This is a genomic window from Clostridium bowmanii (genome assembly GCF_018861315.1).
In the GTDB taxonomy this organism is placed as follows: domain Bacteria; phylum Bacillota; class Clostridia; order Clostridiales; family Clostridiaceae; genus Clostridium_AD; species Clostridium_AD bowmanii.
Genome location: NZ_JAHLDL010000017.1, coordinates 48,295 through 63,567 on the forward strand (window position 1 = coordinate 48,295; position 15,273 = coordinate 63,567).

Annotated in this window: 16 protein-coding genes; 5 read left to right on the forward strand and 11 right to left on the reverse strand. The window is 30.1% G+C overall.

Annotated elements, in window-relative coordinates; genetic code table 11:
- Positions 1 to 110: 110 nt before the first annotated feature.
- Both KPL51_RS12725 and KPL51_RS12730 read left to right on the forward strand, forming a co-directional pair.
- Positions 111 to 497: a hypothetical protein gene (locus tag KPL51_RS12725; protein ID WP_216162012.1), complete on the forward strand. Its 387-nt coding sequence runs from the start codon at positions 111 to 113 to the stop codon at positions 495 to 497.
- A gap of 97 nt (positions 498 to 594) precedes the next feature.
- Positions 595 to 1,833, forward strand: a complete 1,239-nt coding sequence (locus KPL51_RS12730) for an MFS transporter (RefSeq protein ID WP_312888623.1) — start codon at positions 595 to 597, stop codon at positions 1,831 to 1,833.
- Positions 1,834 to 1,905: 72 nt separating this feature from the next.
- Here KPL51_RS12730 and KPL51_RS12735 read toward each other — a convergent pair whose 3' ends face one another.
- The 3 genes from KPL51_RS12735 to KPL51_RS12745 all read right to left on the reverse strand — a co-directional run bounded on the left by KPL51_RS12735 (position 1,906) and on the right by KPL51_RS12745 (position 3,681).
- Positions 1,906 to 2,217, reverse strand: a complete 312-nt coding sequence (locus KPL51_RS12735) for a hypothetical protein (protein ID WP_224854176.1) — start codon at positions 2,215 to 2,217, stop codon at positions 1,906 to 1,908.
- Between the two features lie 52 nt (positions 2,218 to 2,269).
- A complete protein-coding gene (locus tag KPL51_RS12740) occupies positions 2,270 to 3,127 on the reverse strand; it encodes a DegV family protein (protein WP_216162017.1) in 858 nt (285 codons plus the stop codon).
- Between the two features lie 230 nt (positions 3,128 to 3,357).
- On the reverse strand, positions 3,358 to 3,681 hold the full coding sequence (locus tag KPL51_RS12745; RefSeq protein ID WP_216162020.1) for a hypothetical protein: 324 nt from the start codon (positions 3,679 to 3,681) through the stop codon (positions 3,358 to 3,360).
- Between the two features lie 234 nt (positions 3,682 to 3,915).
- Here KPL51_RS12745 and KPL51_RS12750 point away from each other — a divergent pair, with 234 nt between their 5' ends.
- Positions 3,916 to 4,068 carry a lmo0937 family membrane protein gene (locus tag KPL51_RS12750; protein WP_216162023.1) on the forward strand — a complete coding sequence of 51 codons (153 nt, stop codon included), beginning with the start codon at positions 3,916 to 3,918 and terminating at the stop codon, positions 4,066 to 4,068.
- 118 nt (positions 4,069 to 4,186) lie between these two features.
- On the opposite strand, the gene KPL51_RS12755 is transcribed toward KPL51_RS12750, so the two are convergent.
- The 4 genes from KPL51_RS12755 to pulA all read right to left on the reverse strand — a co-directional run bounded on the left by KPL51_RS12755 (position 4,187) and on the right by pulA (position 9,428).
- Entirely contained in the window at positions 4,187 to 4,492 is a 306-nt protein-coding gene (locus tag KPL51_RS12755; protein WP_216162026.1) for a hypothetical protein, read from the reverse strand.
- A 101-nt stretch (positions 4,493 to 4,593) separates the two neighbouring features.
- A complete protein-coding gene (locus KPL51_RS12760; RefSeq protein ID WP_224854179.1) occupies positions 4,594 to 5,538 on the reverse strand; it encodes a TRM11 family SAM-dependent methyltransferase in 945 nt (314 codons plus the stop codon).
- 143 nt (positions 5,539 to 5,681) lie between these two features.
- On the reverse strand, positions 5,682 to 6,590 hold the full coding sequence (locus tag KPL51_RS12765) for an alpha/beta hydrolase (protein WP_216162030.1): 909 nt from the start codon (positions 6,588 to 6,590) through the stop codon (positions 5,682 to 5,684).
- Between the two features lie 90 nt (positions 6,591 to 6,680).
- Positions 6,681 to 9,428 carry a type I pullulanase gene (pulA, locus tag KPL51_RS12770; protein WP_216162032.1) on the reverse strand — a complete coding sequence of 916 codons (2,748 nt, stop codon included), beginning with the start codon at positions 9,426 to 9,428 and terminating at the stop codon, positions 6,681 to 6,683.
- Between the two features lie 240 nt (positions 9,429 to 9,668).
- Between pulA and KPL51_RS12775 the strand changes: the two genes are divergently transcribed.
- On the forward strand, positions 9,669 to 11,036 hold the full coding sequence (locus KPL51_RS12775; RefSeq protein ID WP_216162035.1) for an MATE family efflux transporter: 1,368 nt from the start codon (positions 9,669 to 9,671) through the stop codon (positions 11,034 to 11,036).
- Positions 11,037 to 11,124: 88 nt separating this feature from the next.
- Here the strand turns inward: KPL51_RS12775 and KPL51_RS24045 are convergent, their stop codons facing one another.
- Positions 11,125 to 11,256 carry a hypothetical protein gene (locus KPL51_RS24045; protein ID WP_263628353.1) on the reverse strand — a complete coding sequence of 44 codons (132 nt, stop codon included), beginning with the start codon at positions 11,254 to 11,256 and terminating at the stop codon, positions 11,125 to 11,127.
- A 172-nt stretch (positions 11,257 to 11,428) separates the two neighbouring features.
- Entirely contained in the window at positions 11,429 to 11,665 is a 237-nt protein-coding gene (locus KPL51_RS12780) for a TIGR04540 family protein (RefSeq protein WP_216162038.1), read from the reverse strand.
- Between the two features lie 376 nt (positions 11,666 to 12,041).
- Between KPL51_RS12780 and KPL51_RS23530 the strand changes: the two genes are divergently transcribed.
- Positions 12,042 to 12,404 (forward strand): carbon starvation CstA family protein, encoded by a 363-nt coding sequence (locus KPL51_RS23530; RefSeq protein ID WP_224854182.1) that lies wholly within the window; start codon positions 12,042 to 12,044, stop codon positions 12,402 to 12,404.
- A gap of 565 nt (positions 12,405 to 12,969) precedes the next feature.
- On the opposite strand, the gene KPL51_RS12790 is transcribed toward KPL51_RS23530, so the two are convergent.
- Positions 12,970 to 14,001 carry a DUF2804 domain-containing protein gene (locus tag KPL51_RS12790; protein ID WP_224854185.1) on the reverse strand — a complete coding sequence of 344 codons (1,032 nt, stop codon included), beginning with the start codon at positions 13,999 to 14,001 and terminating at the stop codon, positions 12,970 to 12,972.
- Positions 14,002 to 14,164: 163 nt separating this feature from the next.
- The gene (gene deoD, locus KPL51_RS12795; RefSeq protein ID WP_216162044.1) at positions 14,165 to 14,878 is read right to left on the reverse strand and encodes a purine-nucleoside phosphorylase; all 714 of its coding nucleotides are present in this window, start codon (positions 14,876 to 14,878) and stop codon (positions 14,165 to 14,167) included.
- Positions 14,879 to 15,273: the final 395 nt, after the last annotated feature.

The following is a 15,273-nucleotide window of genomic DNA, read 5'->3' on the forward strand; positions in this document are numbered from 1 at the left end:
AACATTTCTTCCATATTTACATATAATAAAATTATAATAAATCTTTTTGAAAATCTTATTACTCTAGTTTTTTTTGAATTGTCATAAAATGATAAATAAGGAGAGTATCCATGAAAAAATTTATAAATGGTGTAAAAAGCGAAAGCTCAGAATCAAGTGAAGTGGCAGCAACAAATAATAGTGGCAGTATTCAACAAACTTTTGAAATGAATATTTACCATGGAAAAGGATCTTATGCTACTGGAGTTAGCAACACCTTCTGGTCAACATTAACTATCAAAGCCAAGATTCAGCAACCTCAAAATGGAATATGGACAATTATTATTAGAGATAAAGCAAATAAAAATTCAGTTATTTACGAGAATCATCATATGATACATGATAAAAAAATTTCGTTTAATTATAAAACAGGCTTAAAAACGAACCTTTTAATTGAAGCTACTTGGACTCATGCTAAAGATACAATTCTAAGCGGAGAAATATTAATTAATTACTAGATAGATGAATTTAAAAAGGTATTTAGATATGCTTTTTTATTGAATTCTATTATTTTTTATAATATACTTAATTTAGTTAGAATGAGGGGGAATAAGGGTGATTGATAGTGAGAAAAAAACTAATGAGAGTGGGCTAGTAAAAAAACAAAGGTTGAAAGAAAAATTTTCAACCTTGTGTTGCAAATTCAATAACGATAGAGATTTTAAGTTGTTTTTAATAGTAGGACTATTTACTGGAATAGCCAGTGGTATTAACTCAACTGTGTTTAATAACTTTCTAAGCGATACATATAAATTAACAGCTTCTGCTAGAGGTATTGTAGAATTTCCTCGTGAGTTGCCAGGTGTATTAATAGTTATAGTACTCGGAATACTCGCATTTCTTGGTGACATAAAAATAGCAATAGTAGGCATGTTCTTTGCCTCTCTTGGAATGCTAGGCCTTGGATTATTTTCTCCCTCTTTTGCATCTATGCTTTTATGGATGATGTTACTTAGCCTAGGTATACATATTTTTATGCCACTATCTGCTGGTATAGGTATGAATCTTTCTGAGGCTGGAAATTATGGTGCAAGGCTAGGAAGATATAGCGCATATAACCTAATTGCTACTATCGTGGGTTATTCCATTGTATGGTTTGGGTTTAAGTACTTTAATCTTACATATCAAATTGCCTTTGTGATAGCCTCAGTTTTTTATATTTTTGCAGCCTTTTTTCTTGGTCTAATGAAATCTAAAAAACCAAAGAGAAAAAAGGCAACCCTTGTTTTTAAGAAAAAATATACTTTATATTATTGCCTTAGTGTAGTTAATGGTGCAAGAAAGCAGATTTTTTTGACATTTGCTCCCTGGGTGCTTATCAAAGAGTTCAATGTTGATCCTCCTACTTTTGCTATACTAGGATTAATAATTGCTGTATTAAGCATCTTTACAAGAACCATTGTTGGCAATGCTATAGATATAAAAGGTGAAAGATATGTGCTTTCATTTGAAGCAATAGTTCTTATAGTAATTTGCATGGGCTATTCCTTTGCGGCTGATTTAGTTCCACCCAGCATTGCTGTGATAATTATCGCGTCGTGTTACGTTATAGATAATTCACTAAGTGTAGTAGAAATGGCAAGATCTACTTATATAAAAAAGATTGCTATATGCCCAGAAGACGTTATTCCTACTCTATCTGCAGGTACGAGTTTTGATCATGTAATCGCAATGTCAATACCTTTTGTAGGTGGTATATTATGGACAACTATGGGATATCAATATGTTTTCATTGTTGCTGCATTCATTGCTGCTATTAATTTGTTTTTGTCTCTAAAAATAAAAATAGATTAGATGCAAAAAAACATTAAATCTTATGATTTAATGTTTTTTTATTTATAGAAAATAATCAAACAATTATATTTATTAGCCTTCTTCATTAACTTTTTCTAATAGTGCAAAAAAGTCTTGTTCATTTTTCTTTTCTAAATATTTATCAATAAGTGATCGAGTAGACATTTTATTTAGACCTTTATACCCATTATCCAATATATCAGTTAAAACATTCATGAAATAATCCTTACTTTTATCTATATCCTTAAGCATGTTATATGATATATCCTTTATTAATTCTTGTTTTATAGCTTCTCGTAGATTTTCAGTATATTCCTTCATAACTATTTGTGTGTCTTCAGGATATTCAGAAAAATCTCCTGACATTATATCTTCAATTTTCATTAGGACACTCCTTAATATTTTCTTTTTATATTTCATTAGATGTATATATTATTTAATTTTTTATAGTGGGCTCTTTTACTACAATAATCCCAAGTAAACCAGGACCCGTATGAACTCCAGCTACTGGACTTATTTCTCCAAAAGATAATCTCGTAATATTGGGAAGAGATGCAATTGTTTGAGAAAAAGCCTTTACTTCTTCATAAGCTCCACCATGCATAACCCAAATTTTACAAGGAGTATGCTCTAGTGCTTCTCTAGCAATATCTACAAGCTTGCTTATGGCTTTCTTTTTTCCCTTTGCCTTTGCATAAGTATAATATACACCATCGTTATTAATGGAAATAATAGGTTTTATATTTAATATTTCACCTATAGTGCCAGACACCTTTCCGATTCTCCCACCTTTAATTAGATATTTAAGAGTATCCACTGCATAATAAACAGTAACTCTGCTTTGTATTTCAGGGAGAGCTTCTACAATTTGCTCAAAACTTTTTCCATCTTTTATCATTTCTCCACATTCTTCAACTAATGCAGCTTCACCAATAGTTAGAGATTTAGAATCAAAAACACAGGTCTCTATAGATGGGTGATTTTCACTTACCAATCTCAATGTATTATATGTGCCTGATAAATTTGAAGATATAATTACTGCGATGGCATGAGTATAGCCCTCCTCTTCAAGCTTTAGATACATTTCTTCCATATCTTGCATTGAAGGTAATGAAGTTGAGGGAACTTCATATACAAAATTATCATATACCTCTTTTGGTGTAATAGTTACTCTGTCGATGTACTCTTTGTCTTTATATATTATTCTTAGAGGAAGTACTTTTAGATCGTACCTTTGGATCATTTCTTTATCAACATCGGAAGTACTGTCCGTAATAAGTGCAATTTTATTCATTTTAACTTCACCTTTCTACAATGAAAATTTTATTATTTTAATTAACTACAAACTATTAAATAAACTAGATCAGTTTCCCCTTATCTTTCAATAATTTACTAGTTAACAATATTATACCCTTTTATGCCTATAACTAAAACATTTTATTCATTCCAGATTTTTAAATTGATTGGAATAAATGTTATAATACGTTCCATACGCAACAATTGCTTTGGCTATACTTTTCCTACTTATTTTCTATGGTACTTATAATAAGCCATAACCTCTACATTTTCTCCTGTTTTATCCTCAACATAACTCAGTATTACTCCTTCTTGGCTCAACAATTCCGAGCATTGTAAACCTTTTATGGAATGTGTGAAAATAATTTTATTTCCACTAGTTATAATAAAATCACCATTATTAATATTTATCACGCAGCCCTTTCCTATTATAGATTCACCATATTTATATGGGTCTCTAGTTGTTACATACCTTACCTCGAAATTATTGATTCTCATAAGTCTTGCTTCATTTTCCTTTATTTCTTTCCGCTTTTTACTATTAAAAAACATTTCATCACCCTATCCTATATATTAATTATATTATACAACAAATTTAAACTAGGATACTTATTAGTTTTTTTTGAGTACGCATAATTACATGATTTATTTGTATTCTACGTATTAATTGCAGCTTACTCCGATTTGTTTAACATTTAAACCACTTTGTATATTTCAACTAAATTTAGGTCATTATAATATTTAAAGAGATTCAGAAATAACTATATGCGAAAGGTAGTGTATTATATGGGTTTTTTACGTTGGTTAGGCGGGATAGTAGTATTTTTTTGGGCTTTAGGGCTTATATTCAGAATTGGTGGCGGTATGATTAATACTTTACTTATAGTAGCTGCAATAATTTTCATAGTAGATAGAATTTCTGGGAAAAGAATCAGATAAAAAACTATTAAGCTAGGAATATTTTTTAATTTAATTCACATTTAAAAGACATAATATTAACACTATAATAGAAAAATGGAGTAAGTATATTTGATTGTAATCAAATATACTTACTCCATTATATTTTTGCCTTTTTTGCTATTCCAGCATATAAATATTCTAGATGTTTCGTATCTACTTTTTCACTCTTCAAAATATCCATTCTAGTTTCAGCCATTTTTAGACCTTCCTTTGCGCCATGAAAGTCCTTTTGTTTTATGCAGGAGCTTGCATATTCTAACAAATAATCAACTTTTATCACTAGTTTTGCTAAATTTTCTTTATCCTCATTAACTAGTTTTATGAATAGAGAATATATTTGCGGAGAAGCACTTGCCTTGGTATTATATAAAAGATCGTTATTTGTACTATTTTTTTTTGCCATAATTAATCCCTCCCTACAATTTTGTCTATTACATCAATTCTTTCGCTTGACTTCAGTTCACACTTATTGTAAAAAACCCAAGGACTGAAATTAGGGAATTTTTAACTACAGATATATATATGCCTTATAAATGTTCCTTTAGAAACAGTACACCTATCATCTATATTAAACCCAACGGAAGTTATTTGCTGCTCCATGTCATCAAAAGTAATGATTACCATTTTATCGGCTATTCTACGAGCACTATCCATAATAGCTAACTGCTCATCTGTGGTAATTTGAGTAAATATGCCATATGGAAGATCAACTATAGCCACATTATACTTATTTTTAATATCATGCATGTCACCAATAGTTATTATATCTTCATATCCAAAATACCTAAGATTTGTTTTAGCATTTTTACCTATGAAGGGATTTATCTCATAACCATTAATATTAATTCCCATTGAAATAGCTTCAATTAGTACTGTTCCAATTCCACAACAAGGATCTACAACACTTAAACCTAGATTATTACCTACTGCTATGTTAACTAGTGCTCTACAAACATTTACCTTTAGAGCATTAGAATATGAAAAAGGTTTTTTGTTATGAAATAACCAATCCGAAGTATTACTTTCAATTTCACCAAATACCCATTTGTTATCTATTTTTGTAATGCCAAAGGTGATTTTAGGATTTTTCATTTCAGCTTCTCCAAGTATATTAAAGCCTATTTCGAACTCTATACTACGTCCTTCATGAAAACCCATGATTTCATCATCAGCATTTATATAAGCAACCTTATAATCTGCACTGGTCAGTTTGTCCATAACAATTTGATCAACAATTTGCTTCATTGTGTCTCCAGTATACATTATGGAAATACACTTTTTAATATAAGGACTTCTAGAGGAATCTACATAAATATCAGAAAATATGTGTTTTCCATTAAGAGGCTTATTAAAGAGGCATTTTGTTTCCATTTTGCATAGGCTTTCTTCATCTTTAGAATAATTGGTTGTGTATAAATACTTATTATCATTTTGTGGTAACTGAAACATTAAACAAAAACCTCCCTTTCTACAATATAAAAACCACCTTATTAAAAGGTGGTACGTTATTTATAATTTTACTTATAGTTTCAGTATATCACACTACTAAGAAATTATTTAAACTTTTGTGGAAATTGCTTAACTATTCCATTTCAGATTATGTTTATAGCTTTTAAAAATCCATCAACTTTTTTTTCATATTCATCTTTGTTCTTCCAATATGCTTCTGCATGACCTGCACCAGGAACAATATATATTTCTTTGTAGCCTTTTTTTACTGAGTACATTTCTTTACACATATAAGTAGGTACATAATCATCATCTTGGCCATGAATAAACAATATTGGAATTTCTATTTTAGGTAAAGTGGTTATGGGCGATACATCTTTGAAGTCCCATCCAACTCTCATTTTACTGATTCTACTTGCTAATTTCACCAAAGGAAATTTTCTTATATTATAATCTTTTTCTAATCTATGTTTAAATAGGTCTTGTGCATCAGAGTATCCACAGTCATCTATACAAAACTTAATTCGCGGGTCTATTACAATATTTTGAAGAACTGTGCCAGCCCCCATAGACTCTCCATGCAAACCTACTATTATATCGTTGCCTAATTTATTAAATAGCCAATCTGTACATTTTTTCAGATCAAACTTTTCGTAATACCCAAAAGAAGTGTCCCCTCCGCCACTTAGACCATGATTCCTGTGATCATAAATAAAGACAGCAAAACCTCTTTTTAAAAACATATTCATATATTTAACTGAACCATATAAACTCCAAGTTATTCCATGACACAAGATTATAATTTTTTTTGAATCCTTGTTAGGAAAAAAATATCCATGAATTTTATAGCCATACTGGGAATCTAGATATACTTCTTGTTTTTCCAAGTTATTAAATGTTTTTACTTCGAGTTTCCCTTTTTCTACTTCATAATCATAGGTATAATTATACTTTGCAACCTTAGGATGTATTATAATACTAGAAAAATGCCAACCTATGATAAAAATAGCAATAATAATTAAAATTGGTATAAAAATTAAAACATATAACATTTTAGCATCTCCTTAATAATGAATAAAATATTTCAAGGTCCTTATATTTTAATATAAAGACCTTGTAGAAACATACTATATGCCATAATTTTAAGCTTTTTTTCTATTCTTGATAAACCATATTATGCTTGCAATCCCAGCTAAAATTAATATAGTATAAATCCAAAAACTTAATGTCATAAATATATTTTCTTGTGCATCATAAATTACTATGGTACTTAGTGCAGGAACTACTAATTTATCACCTTTAAATTGTTTTACAGTTTTAACACCTGCTTCATCTCCATTTACTACTATATTCCAAGTGGCTTTTTTAGATAATTTAACCACTACATCTTTTTTATTTGCATTAAAGGCTACTACGATGTCAGACCAAGTATCCATATTTGCATTATGAGCTATTTCATATGCCACCACGTTTTCTGGAACTATTAAAAATTTCAAGTTTTGCTTAATCATATCCGCCGTAGTCATTCTGAAGGCAGGATGTGCCTCTCTTAATTTTATTAAACCTTTGAAATAATTAACATTTTCGATATTTTTAGATTTTAATGCCCAATCAAGCTTATTTACAGTATCATTGGACTTATAGGAGTTGTTATTTCCACCTTTTGTTCTTAAAAATTCCTGTCCCGCTTGAAAAAATGGAATACCTTGTGAAGTAAGGATAATTGAATCTGCCATTTTGTGCATTTTTAATCTTGTTGCAATAGTGTCTTTTGGATTAGTTAAACGGAGTTTATCCCACAATGTGTTATTATCGTGTGATTCCGCGTAAGTAACAGATTGCAATGGAGCTATTTTCCCCCAAGTGGTTATATCACTTGAGTAATCTATTCCTCCCACTATTCCTTTTTTAATATCTATCTCTTCATTAGCATTACCATTAACAAACCCCTTAGCTTTTGCATCAAATACACTACCTTTTATCCCATCTCTAATAGTATCGTTAAAAAGTGATATTTGAGGCATTTTACTGGCATTTACCTGCGTTGCACTTGTATCTTCTGGAAGAGTAGTTTCCATATCCCACCCCTCTCCGATAATGAGAATGGATGGATTTAAACTATTTAGACTTTTTCTAACTTCATTCATTGTCTTTATATCAAGGAGACCCATGAGATCGAATCTAAATCCATCTAAATTATATTCTTTTGCCCAATATGTCACTGAATCCACAATAAATTTTCTTGCCATTGAATTTTCTGAAGCAATGGTATTTCCACAACCACTTTCATTTGAATTAGAACCATCTTCATTGTATCTAAAAAAATACCCAGGTACTAATTTATTGAAATTAGAGTTAACACTACTGTACATATGATTATAAACCATGTCCATATTTACCCTTAAGCCATTGTCATGAAGAGCTTGTATTGCTTGTTTCAATTCTTTAACTCTCGCATATGGGTTGTATGGATCAGTTGAATAACTTCCTTCCGGTGAATTGTAGTTTTTAGGATCGTACCCCCAATTATATTGTATCTTACTTGAAGTTTCGTCCACACTAGCATAATCAAATATTGGCATAAGCTCTATGTGTGTTACACCTAAATCCTTTATATAATCAACACCTGTGGACTTACCATCGGTTCCCTTTGTTCCTTTTTCCGTAAATGCTAAATATTTACCTTTGTTTACCATACCGCTTTTCTTGTCTATAGAAAAGTCTCTAACATGTAGTTCGTATATAATTGCATCATTTAAATTTGTAAAATTAGGCTTTTCACTTGGCTTCCATACTTCGGGATCTGTTTCTGTTAAGTCGATTACAGCGCCCTTATCTCCATTTGCAGCTACAGAACGAGCATAAGGATCTACCGCCTCATTCCATACTCCGTTAATCTTTACTTTATATGTATATAACAAATTCTTTTGATCTCCATCTAATTCAAAATTCCATGTTCCCTTTTCGCTTTTTTTCATAATTGTCTCAATACCAATCTTATCATTCCATTTTTTATAGGATACAAGCTTTACTTCTGTTGCAGTTGGTGACCATACCCTAAAACTCGTTTTACTTTTAGAATAAGTATTACCTAAATCATTTCCTTCATAATAAAACATTTTATCGAAACTAGCACTTTTCATTACATCCCCTAGCACTACTTCTTTTTCTGCAAAACCTAACTTAGATACTGTAAGTTTTTGACCTAGGGTCACATTTTCATTTAACTCTATTTTGGCAATTGTTGTAGTCCCATCTTTTACTTCATCACTTGTAACCTTTTTTACAGATAATATCTTGCCATCTTCCTTAACCGTAATTCCTTCATCTCCGCTTGTGCTAAATGGAAATACTAAGTTAGTCTCTATGCTTATACTAGCCATTTCATCTAATTTTGCAATTGTAAATTTAGCTGTTTTACCTAAAACAATTGCAGGAACACCAGAAACCGGTGTATCCTTTTTACCAGCTGCTTCAGCTGCAGAATAGTAGACTTTAGAGTCGCCTCCTTTAAGCCAAACTTCCCCAATACCATTATTGAATTTTTCAATAAATCTATCATCCGTAGTGTCTTTTTTCCATTCGTCTGTGCGCACAACAAATCCTACTTTATTAAGGTCTCCATCAAAATTAGCTTCACAAACTTGACCAAATGTATCCTTGCCAGTAAAATCAAACTTACTTCCATCCTTTTTATCAGGCCATAGCCACATGTTCCATTTTAGATTACCGCTTGGGTTTTTAGCATAATGAATAATTACCTTTGTTTTTCCACTTTGGGCAAACGTTTGCATGTTTGGCGCGAATAAAAATAATTCTGTCATAGCTAAAATTGTGGCAAGAAAAATGTTCAATGTCTTACTTTTATTACTTCTTATCTTAAAGTTCATAAATTTCCTCCTCTAAAAAAAACAAAATTATTGTGTATTAATCTATCTTCTCTACATAAGTATTCGACTTAAAATAGTCCACGTAAAGTATTCTACGTAAAATTAATAAAACCTCTCTTTATTTTAAATTATAATATAAATAAATTAATCGTTTCACTCTTAATACTTTATTTTAAAAATGATATAATAAATAATGTTGTTACTATTATATCATTTTTTACTAAAATGGGGGATTAATTTATGGATATGAAAGAAAGGAAGAATCTTATACTACAAGGTCCAATGTACAAAGTAATAATAACCTTGGCAGCACCAATAATGCTAAGTAATTTAATTCAAACACTCTATAGTTTAATTGATGGAATTTGGGTAAGTAAACTAGGTTCAATACAGTTTGCAGCAATATCTTTTGTATGGCCAGTTATGTTTCTATTCATTTCTATAGGAATTGGATTATTTATTGCAGGAACAGCAATTTTATCTCAATTTATTGGTGCATCAAAATACGATAAAGCCTCCAATTATGCGTCTCAGCTTATTGCAATTGCTGTTGTGTGTGCGATTTGCTTTTCTCTTGTAGGATATTTTCTAAGCCCAATTATAATTAATCTTATGGGGGCCAAAGGTGATTTAGCTTATTATAGCGAAGTTTTTTTAAGAATTACATTTTTAGATATGCCTTTTACATTTTTGTTTTTCTGTTTTAATGCTATTATGAGTGCACAAGGTAACACTTTAACACCTACCATATTAAGTTCTATAAGTGTTATTATAAATGCTATATTAGACCCTATATTTATTTTTAAGTTTAATATGGGGATTGCAGGTGCTCCCGTAGCTACTATTATTTCAAAGGCTCTTCTTGCCGGCGCTGGGTTGTACATACTTTATAAATCCACTTCAAAAATAAAACCCAGCTTTAAAAACTTTAGTTTTGATAGGAACATATTAAAAAAACTATTTATGGTTGCCATACCATCCGCTATTGGACAAACTGGTTCAGCCCTAGGTTTTATAATACTTAATGGTTTTATTGTATCCTATGGTACTTCAACCCTTGCTGCCTTTGGTATGGTAAATAGAATCACATCACTTATTATGCAACCGGCAATGGGTATAGGTGCTTCATTAACAGCTATTGTGGGACAAAATCTTGGTTCAGGTCAATTAGATCGCGTTAAAGAAGCATTCATCAAGGCCTTAAAACTTACCATAAGCATTTCAATTGTAGGATGTATTGTGTTGATTTGGCAAGACAAGCCAATAGTAAATTTCTTTATACGTTCTAAGGACGATAATGAAGTTATAGCTCAGGCAATCATATATTTAATATACATTTCTTTTTCAATGCCACTAATGGGTATATTTAGTGTATTCCAAGGAATATTTCAAGGCTCTGGTCATACAAAATACTCCATGAATATGGAGATAAGTAGATTATGGTTTGTAAGACTTCCAATGATATTGCTTTTTAAATATTTTACATCGGTGGGTTCAACAGGTATATGGATTTCCATGAGCTCTAGTAATTTAATTATATGTCTATATGGGTATTACCTATATAGACAAGGTGGATGGCAGACAAGTCTAATTAGAAATAATGACTAAAACATTAAGAGTAGTAGTAACTTACATAAAGTCAGTTACTACTACTCTCTTTAAAATCAAATAGTTCTTAGTAAATTTTTACTGATATTTATTGCCCTCTAGAGTTACCTCTTATAGCTTTTTTTGCTGTTGGCAAAGGAGTTTTGTTATCCCCTTTAGATTCCTGATCATTTGAAGACTTATTATTACTTGATGGAAAAGCAGGTTTATTCTTAGCCATTTTACCACTCCTTACTATTTAAACATTTTTACATTTAATACATTATATAATTTTCTAGAAATATATACAAGCAAATTATTATCCTATAAAACAAAAATTTTAATAAGGCATAGTTCTATATATTTCTTAGTAAAAATAAAAACCGTACACACTATCTGGTGTACGGTTTTTATTAAATTTGCCTTTCTGTGAACACCTTATTAATAATGTCTACACCCGAACTACCTATTATATTAGATATTTTTAAAGACATATTGCCATCCTTATAAAGCCTTTCCTCATTTGCATCAATTAGAATGTTTATTTTTTCCTTTAGTTTTTCACATGTAATAACACCATCTAAATAAAAATCTACTAAATCTCTTAAAGCTGTTGCTAAAGTTTTTGGGTCCTTATAAACTTTTCTCATAATATACTCCTTACTTAGAATAGTTCCTACTCTAGGTTTACAATTATATCATACTATATACTATATCTCCACTAACTCATGACCGAACTCACTAGAACACGTTGGTGACACCAAAAATTTATTCATATTTTCTACTAAAATCCTATTCTTATGCATATGGATTGGTTATTTTTTCCCAATTATTAAGCTTATTAAATTCCAATGGGATATGCATCTCTTAATATACATTACTTTGGCATCCATACTTCCAGGAGTTTATTTATGCTCTATCTTACTTTATGCTATGCTCGCGGGTGCAGTACTTGGAATATTGAATTTGTGGATATATTTTTCAAAAATTCTTTAGTAATTCATCCCAAAAGACAAAGAGTGTATTGTGAAACATGTATATTTCTATTTTTATAACTGTATTTTCCCTGCTGCATTATTAGCATATGGTTATCAAAAGATTTGGCCAATATTTGCTTCAGCAAATCAGCTACTGGCGGCATTCGCTTTACTTGCAGTAAGTTCATTGCTTGCAAATACGTGGAAGAAAACTATTATGACTGTACTTCCTATGATTTTTATGTTTGCAGTATCACTTTCGGCATTATTCCTACTTATTAAACAATATCTATTCAGTGAAAATAAAAATTTTATTCTTGGTTCTTTTGCAGTTTTGTTATTCATTCTTGTAATAGTATTGATTATTGAAGCCTATAAGGCCTTAAGTGTAAAAAGAAATGTAAGAGTTTAAAATCTATTACAATAATAAGTCAAAAGAGGAGTAGCAATAATTGCTACTCCTCAAATTTTATTTTATATTTAGTACTTCTCCATTGGAATATTATTATTAATATGAGAGTACAAAACAACTTACCTTGCACCAACATAGATAATTTATTATATAGTTAACATCTTTCGACCTTAATTAAACAAATCACTACCACTGATGATGGTTCGTTCAACCATATAAGATATTTACACAACTTTATATAACCTCTCGGCTATATAAACTCATTACAACACCCAATATGCTCTTTGCTTGACTTTATACGATAGGTTGGAACTACAATATAATAAATATTTTACAATATCGACTATATTATGGCTTTTCCCAACCGTATAAAATCGCCCTCTGTTACAATATAAATTAATATTATAAATAATTTGTATTGAAACTTTGGCTGGTTTATATATTCATTGAATGAATATATAAGCTTTGGCTCAGTTGTTTTGTACTCTACACTATTATGATAACCAATGTAATATTAAATATACTTGTTAATTTATTCTAATTTTAATTGAAAAAATTAATATTATTACCATTTACCAAGATGTTCTTCACAGCAGCCTATAAGCGAATCTATAATAATGTTCTCTCCGGCATCTGTTTCAATACTACCTGAAAAATGACCAATCATTTGATGCACATCTGATTTTAAAATAACAAGGTTTGATTTTGCTATTCTTTCATAGAATGGTACAAAGGTAAGCTTTATCCTATTTGTGATAGATGTCTTAATAATCCACGGTTTCATAAAATTTTTACTATCATATTCAAATAGTACATCCTCACTCAGTTTTGTTATTTTACCATCAACAATAATGCAATTCTCTGTCATACCTATTCCATCTGTCCACTTTCCACCTAGATTAAGCCCTAATCCTTTATCTTTTATGATTCCTGAAGCATTAGCCCAGTTCCATTTAACACTGTAAGGCCATATACCCCTTCCAAAGTCAAGACAAGCAAAAGTATTTTCCGGATTAAAAGAATATACCTTTTCACCAATTTTTAGCATTCCATCCACAGGAAGACATTCATGTTTAGAAGTAAATTGGAATGAATTTTTACTAAAGGGTACTACAACATTCAAAGTCTCATGTCCCTTAGGGTAAATTACATTAAAATTAGCCTCCATTAAATTTCCCATAAAATCATTGCATTTTGCAACAATTTGAGTTCTACTTTCTTCCTCTATAAAATATAATTCTATTTTAGAATTTTTAAATATTACAGTCTCATGTACTTTGTTGGGCATTGAATAACCCCTGCCAAAAGGAGTCATAATTGTTTTTTCAACAAACTCTTTTGTTTTAAAATCTAGAAAATATACAAAAGCCATACCTAGATAGTCGATGTTAGATATAGTAACCGAGAAAAGACATTCATTATTTGTTATACACCAGTAATTCCATTTCTTCTTTCGTAGCCACGAGCCTTTAATATTACAATTAAACACTGCATTTCTAGACCAACCAATACTTTCCTCATTTATTTTTCCATCACAATCACACAAATCCACAGATTCAGGAATCTCTTTTTCTTTATAAAGTTCTTCATTTATCACATCCCACCGCTCCCTCATTTACATAATTTTCCTTTTATACAAGTATAACACTATTTATAACGATTTAGTAGTTTTTATTAGCAAAAATAAGAGGTCAGATCTTTAGATATAATCTAAAAATCTGACCTCTTATTTGTTGTTGGAAACAAAAATTATATTTTTATTATTCTGCCATCTCTAATGCTATTTTCATCATACTAGTAAAAGCTTCTTGTCTTTCTTCAGAAGTAGTTAATTCATGAGTTACCAAATTATCTGAAACTGTTAATAAACAAGCTGCTTTCTTACCCAATATATTTGCATTATGAAATAGTGCAAATGATTCCATTTCTACTGAAGAACAACCGTGTTTTTCATAAATATCTCTATATTCTTCGAAACTTTCACGATAAAATACATCAGATGAATGGACTCTAAGTTTATGAATTTTAATTTTTAAATCATTTGCGATTTTTTCTAATTTATTATTTAAAGTAAGTGATGCAGCAATAGTATCATATTCATAGCCACTTTGAACTTTTGCGTAAGTAGATTCACTCCAAGCATCGGTACAAAGGATTACATCGTATAGGTTTAAATCAGCTGTATAAGAACCACATGAACCAATGCGAATAATATTTTCTACCCCATAAAAATTAAATAATTCGTAAGAGTAAATACCAATACTAGGCATACCCATACCACTTGCCATTACAGAAATTCTACGCCCCTTATATGTACCTGTGTATCCAAATATATTTCGTACATTATTAAACTTTTCTACATTTTGTAAAAATGTTTCTGCAATAAATTTTGCACGTAATGGATCTCCTGGCATTAATACTGTTTTTGCGATAACCCCTTGTTCTTTTACTTCAATATGTGCTGTTGGTATCATATTGAACACCCTCCTTATACTTATATTGATTTCTGGAAATATAGTGAATTAGATAATGTTATTAAATTATACAAGATTTAGTATACCAAAATTAATCATATAAAAAAATGACATATGTCACTTATGTATTAAATATTGATATAATTGGCTGTGCTTTTCTATTTCAATATACCATATAAACTGCTTTTTTAATATTAAATAATAATTTTCGGCAGGTTTACATTTTAAATCATTTTACATAATAATCAATATGTTAACTAAAACTTAGTATTTTATAACAAGGTACCTCTTTGATATATCATAAATTTTTTAATTAGTATATAAACCGAAATTGGTTCTTCTAGCTTCAAAATATCCAAACCTAGTGTGATATTTTGAACAAGTATAAAGACTAT

Excerpts from the sequence above, each read along its gene's own strand:
- pulA (WP_216162032.1), bottom strand. The coding sequence starts at position 9,428 with ATGAACTTTAAGATAAGAAGTAATAAAAGTAAGACATTGAACATTTTT.
- KPL51_RS12740 (WP_216162017.1), bottom strand. The coding sequence starts at position 3,127 with ATGAATAAAATTGCACTTATTACGGACAGTACTTCCGATGTTGATAAA.
- KPL51_RS12725 (WP_216162012.1), top strand. The coding sequence starts at position 111 with ATGAAAAAATTTATAAATGGTGTAAAAAGCGAAAGCTCAGAATCAAGT.
- deoD (WP_216162044.1), bottom strand. The coding sequence starts at position 14,878 with ATGATACCAACAGCACATATTGAAGTAAAAGAACAAGGGGTTATCGCA.
- KPL51_RS12745 (WP_216162020.1), bottom strand. The coding sequence starts at position 3,681 with ATGTTTTTTAATAGTAAAAAGCGGAAAGAAATAAAGGAAAATGAAGCA.
- KPL51_RS12765 (WP_216162030.1), bottom strand. The coding sequence starts at position 6,590 with ATGTTATATGTTTTAATTTTTATACCAATTTTAATTATTATTGCTATT.
- KPL51_RS12755 (WP_216162026.1), bottom strand. The coding sequence starts at position 4,492 with ATGGCAAAAAAAAATAGTACAAATAACGATCTTTTATATAATACCAAG.
- KPL51_RS12750 (WP_216162023.1), top strand. The coding sequence starts at position 3,916 with ATGGGTTTTTTACGTTGGTTAGGCGGGATAGTAGTATTTTTTTGGGCT.
- KPL51_RS24045 (WP_263628353.1), bottom strand. The coding sequence starts at position 11,256 with ATGGCTAAGAATAAACCTGCTTTTCCATCAAGTAATAATAAGTCTTCA.
- KPL51_RS12735 (WP_224854176.1), bottom strand. The coding sequence starts at position 2,217 with ATGAAAATTGAAGATATAATGTCAGGAGATTTTTCTGAATATCCTGAA.
- KPL51_RS12780 (WP_216162038.1), bottom strand. The coding sequence starts at position 11,665 with ATGAGAAAAGTTTATAAGGACCCAAAAACTTTAGCAACAGCTTTAAGA.
- KPL51_RS12760 (WP_224854179.1), bottom strand. The coding sequence starts at position 5,538 with ATGTTTCAGTTACCACAAAATGATAATAAGTATTTATACACAACCAAT.
- KPL51_RS12775 (WP_216162035.1), top strand. The coding sequence starts at position 9,669 with ATGGATATGAAAGAAAGGAAGAATCTTATACTACAAGGTCCAATGTAC.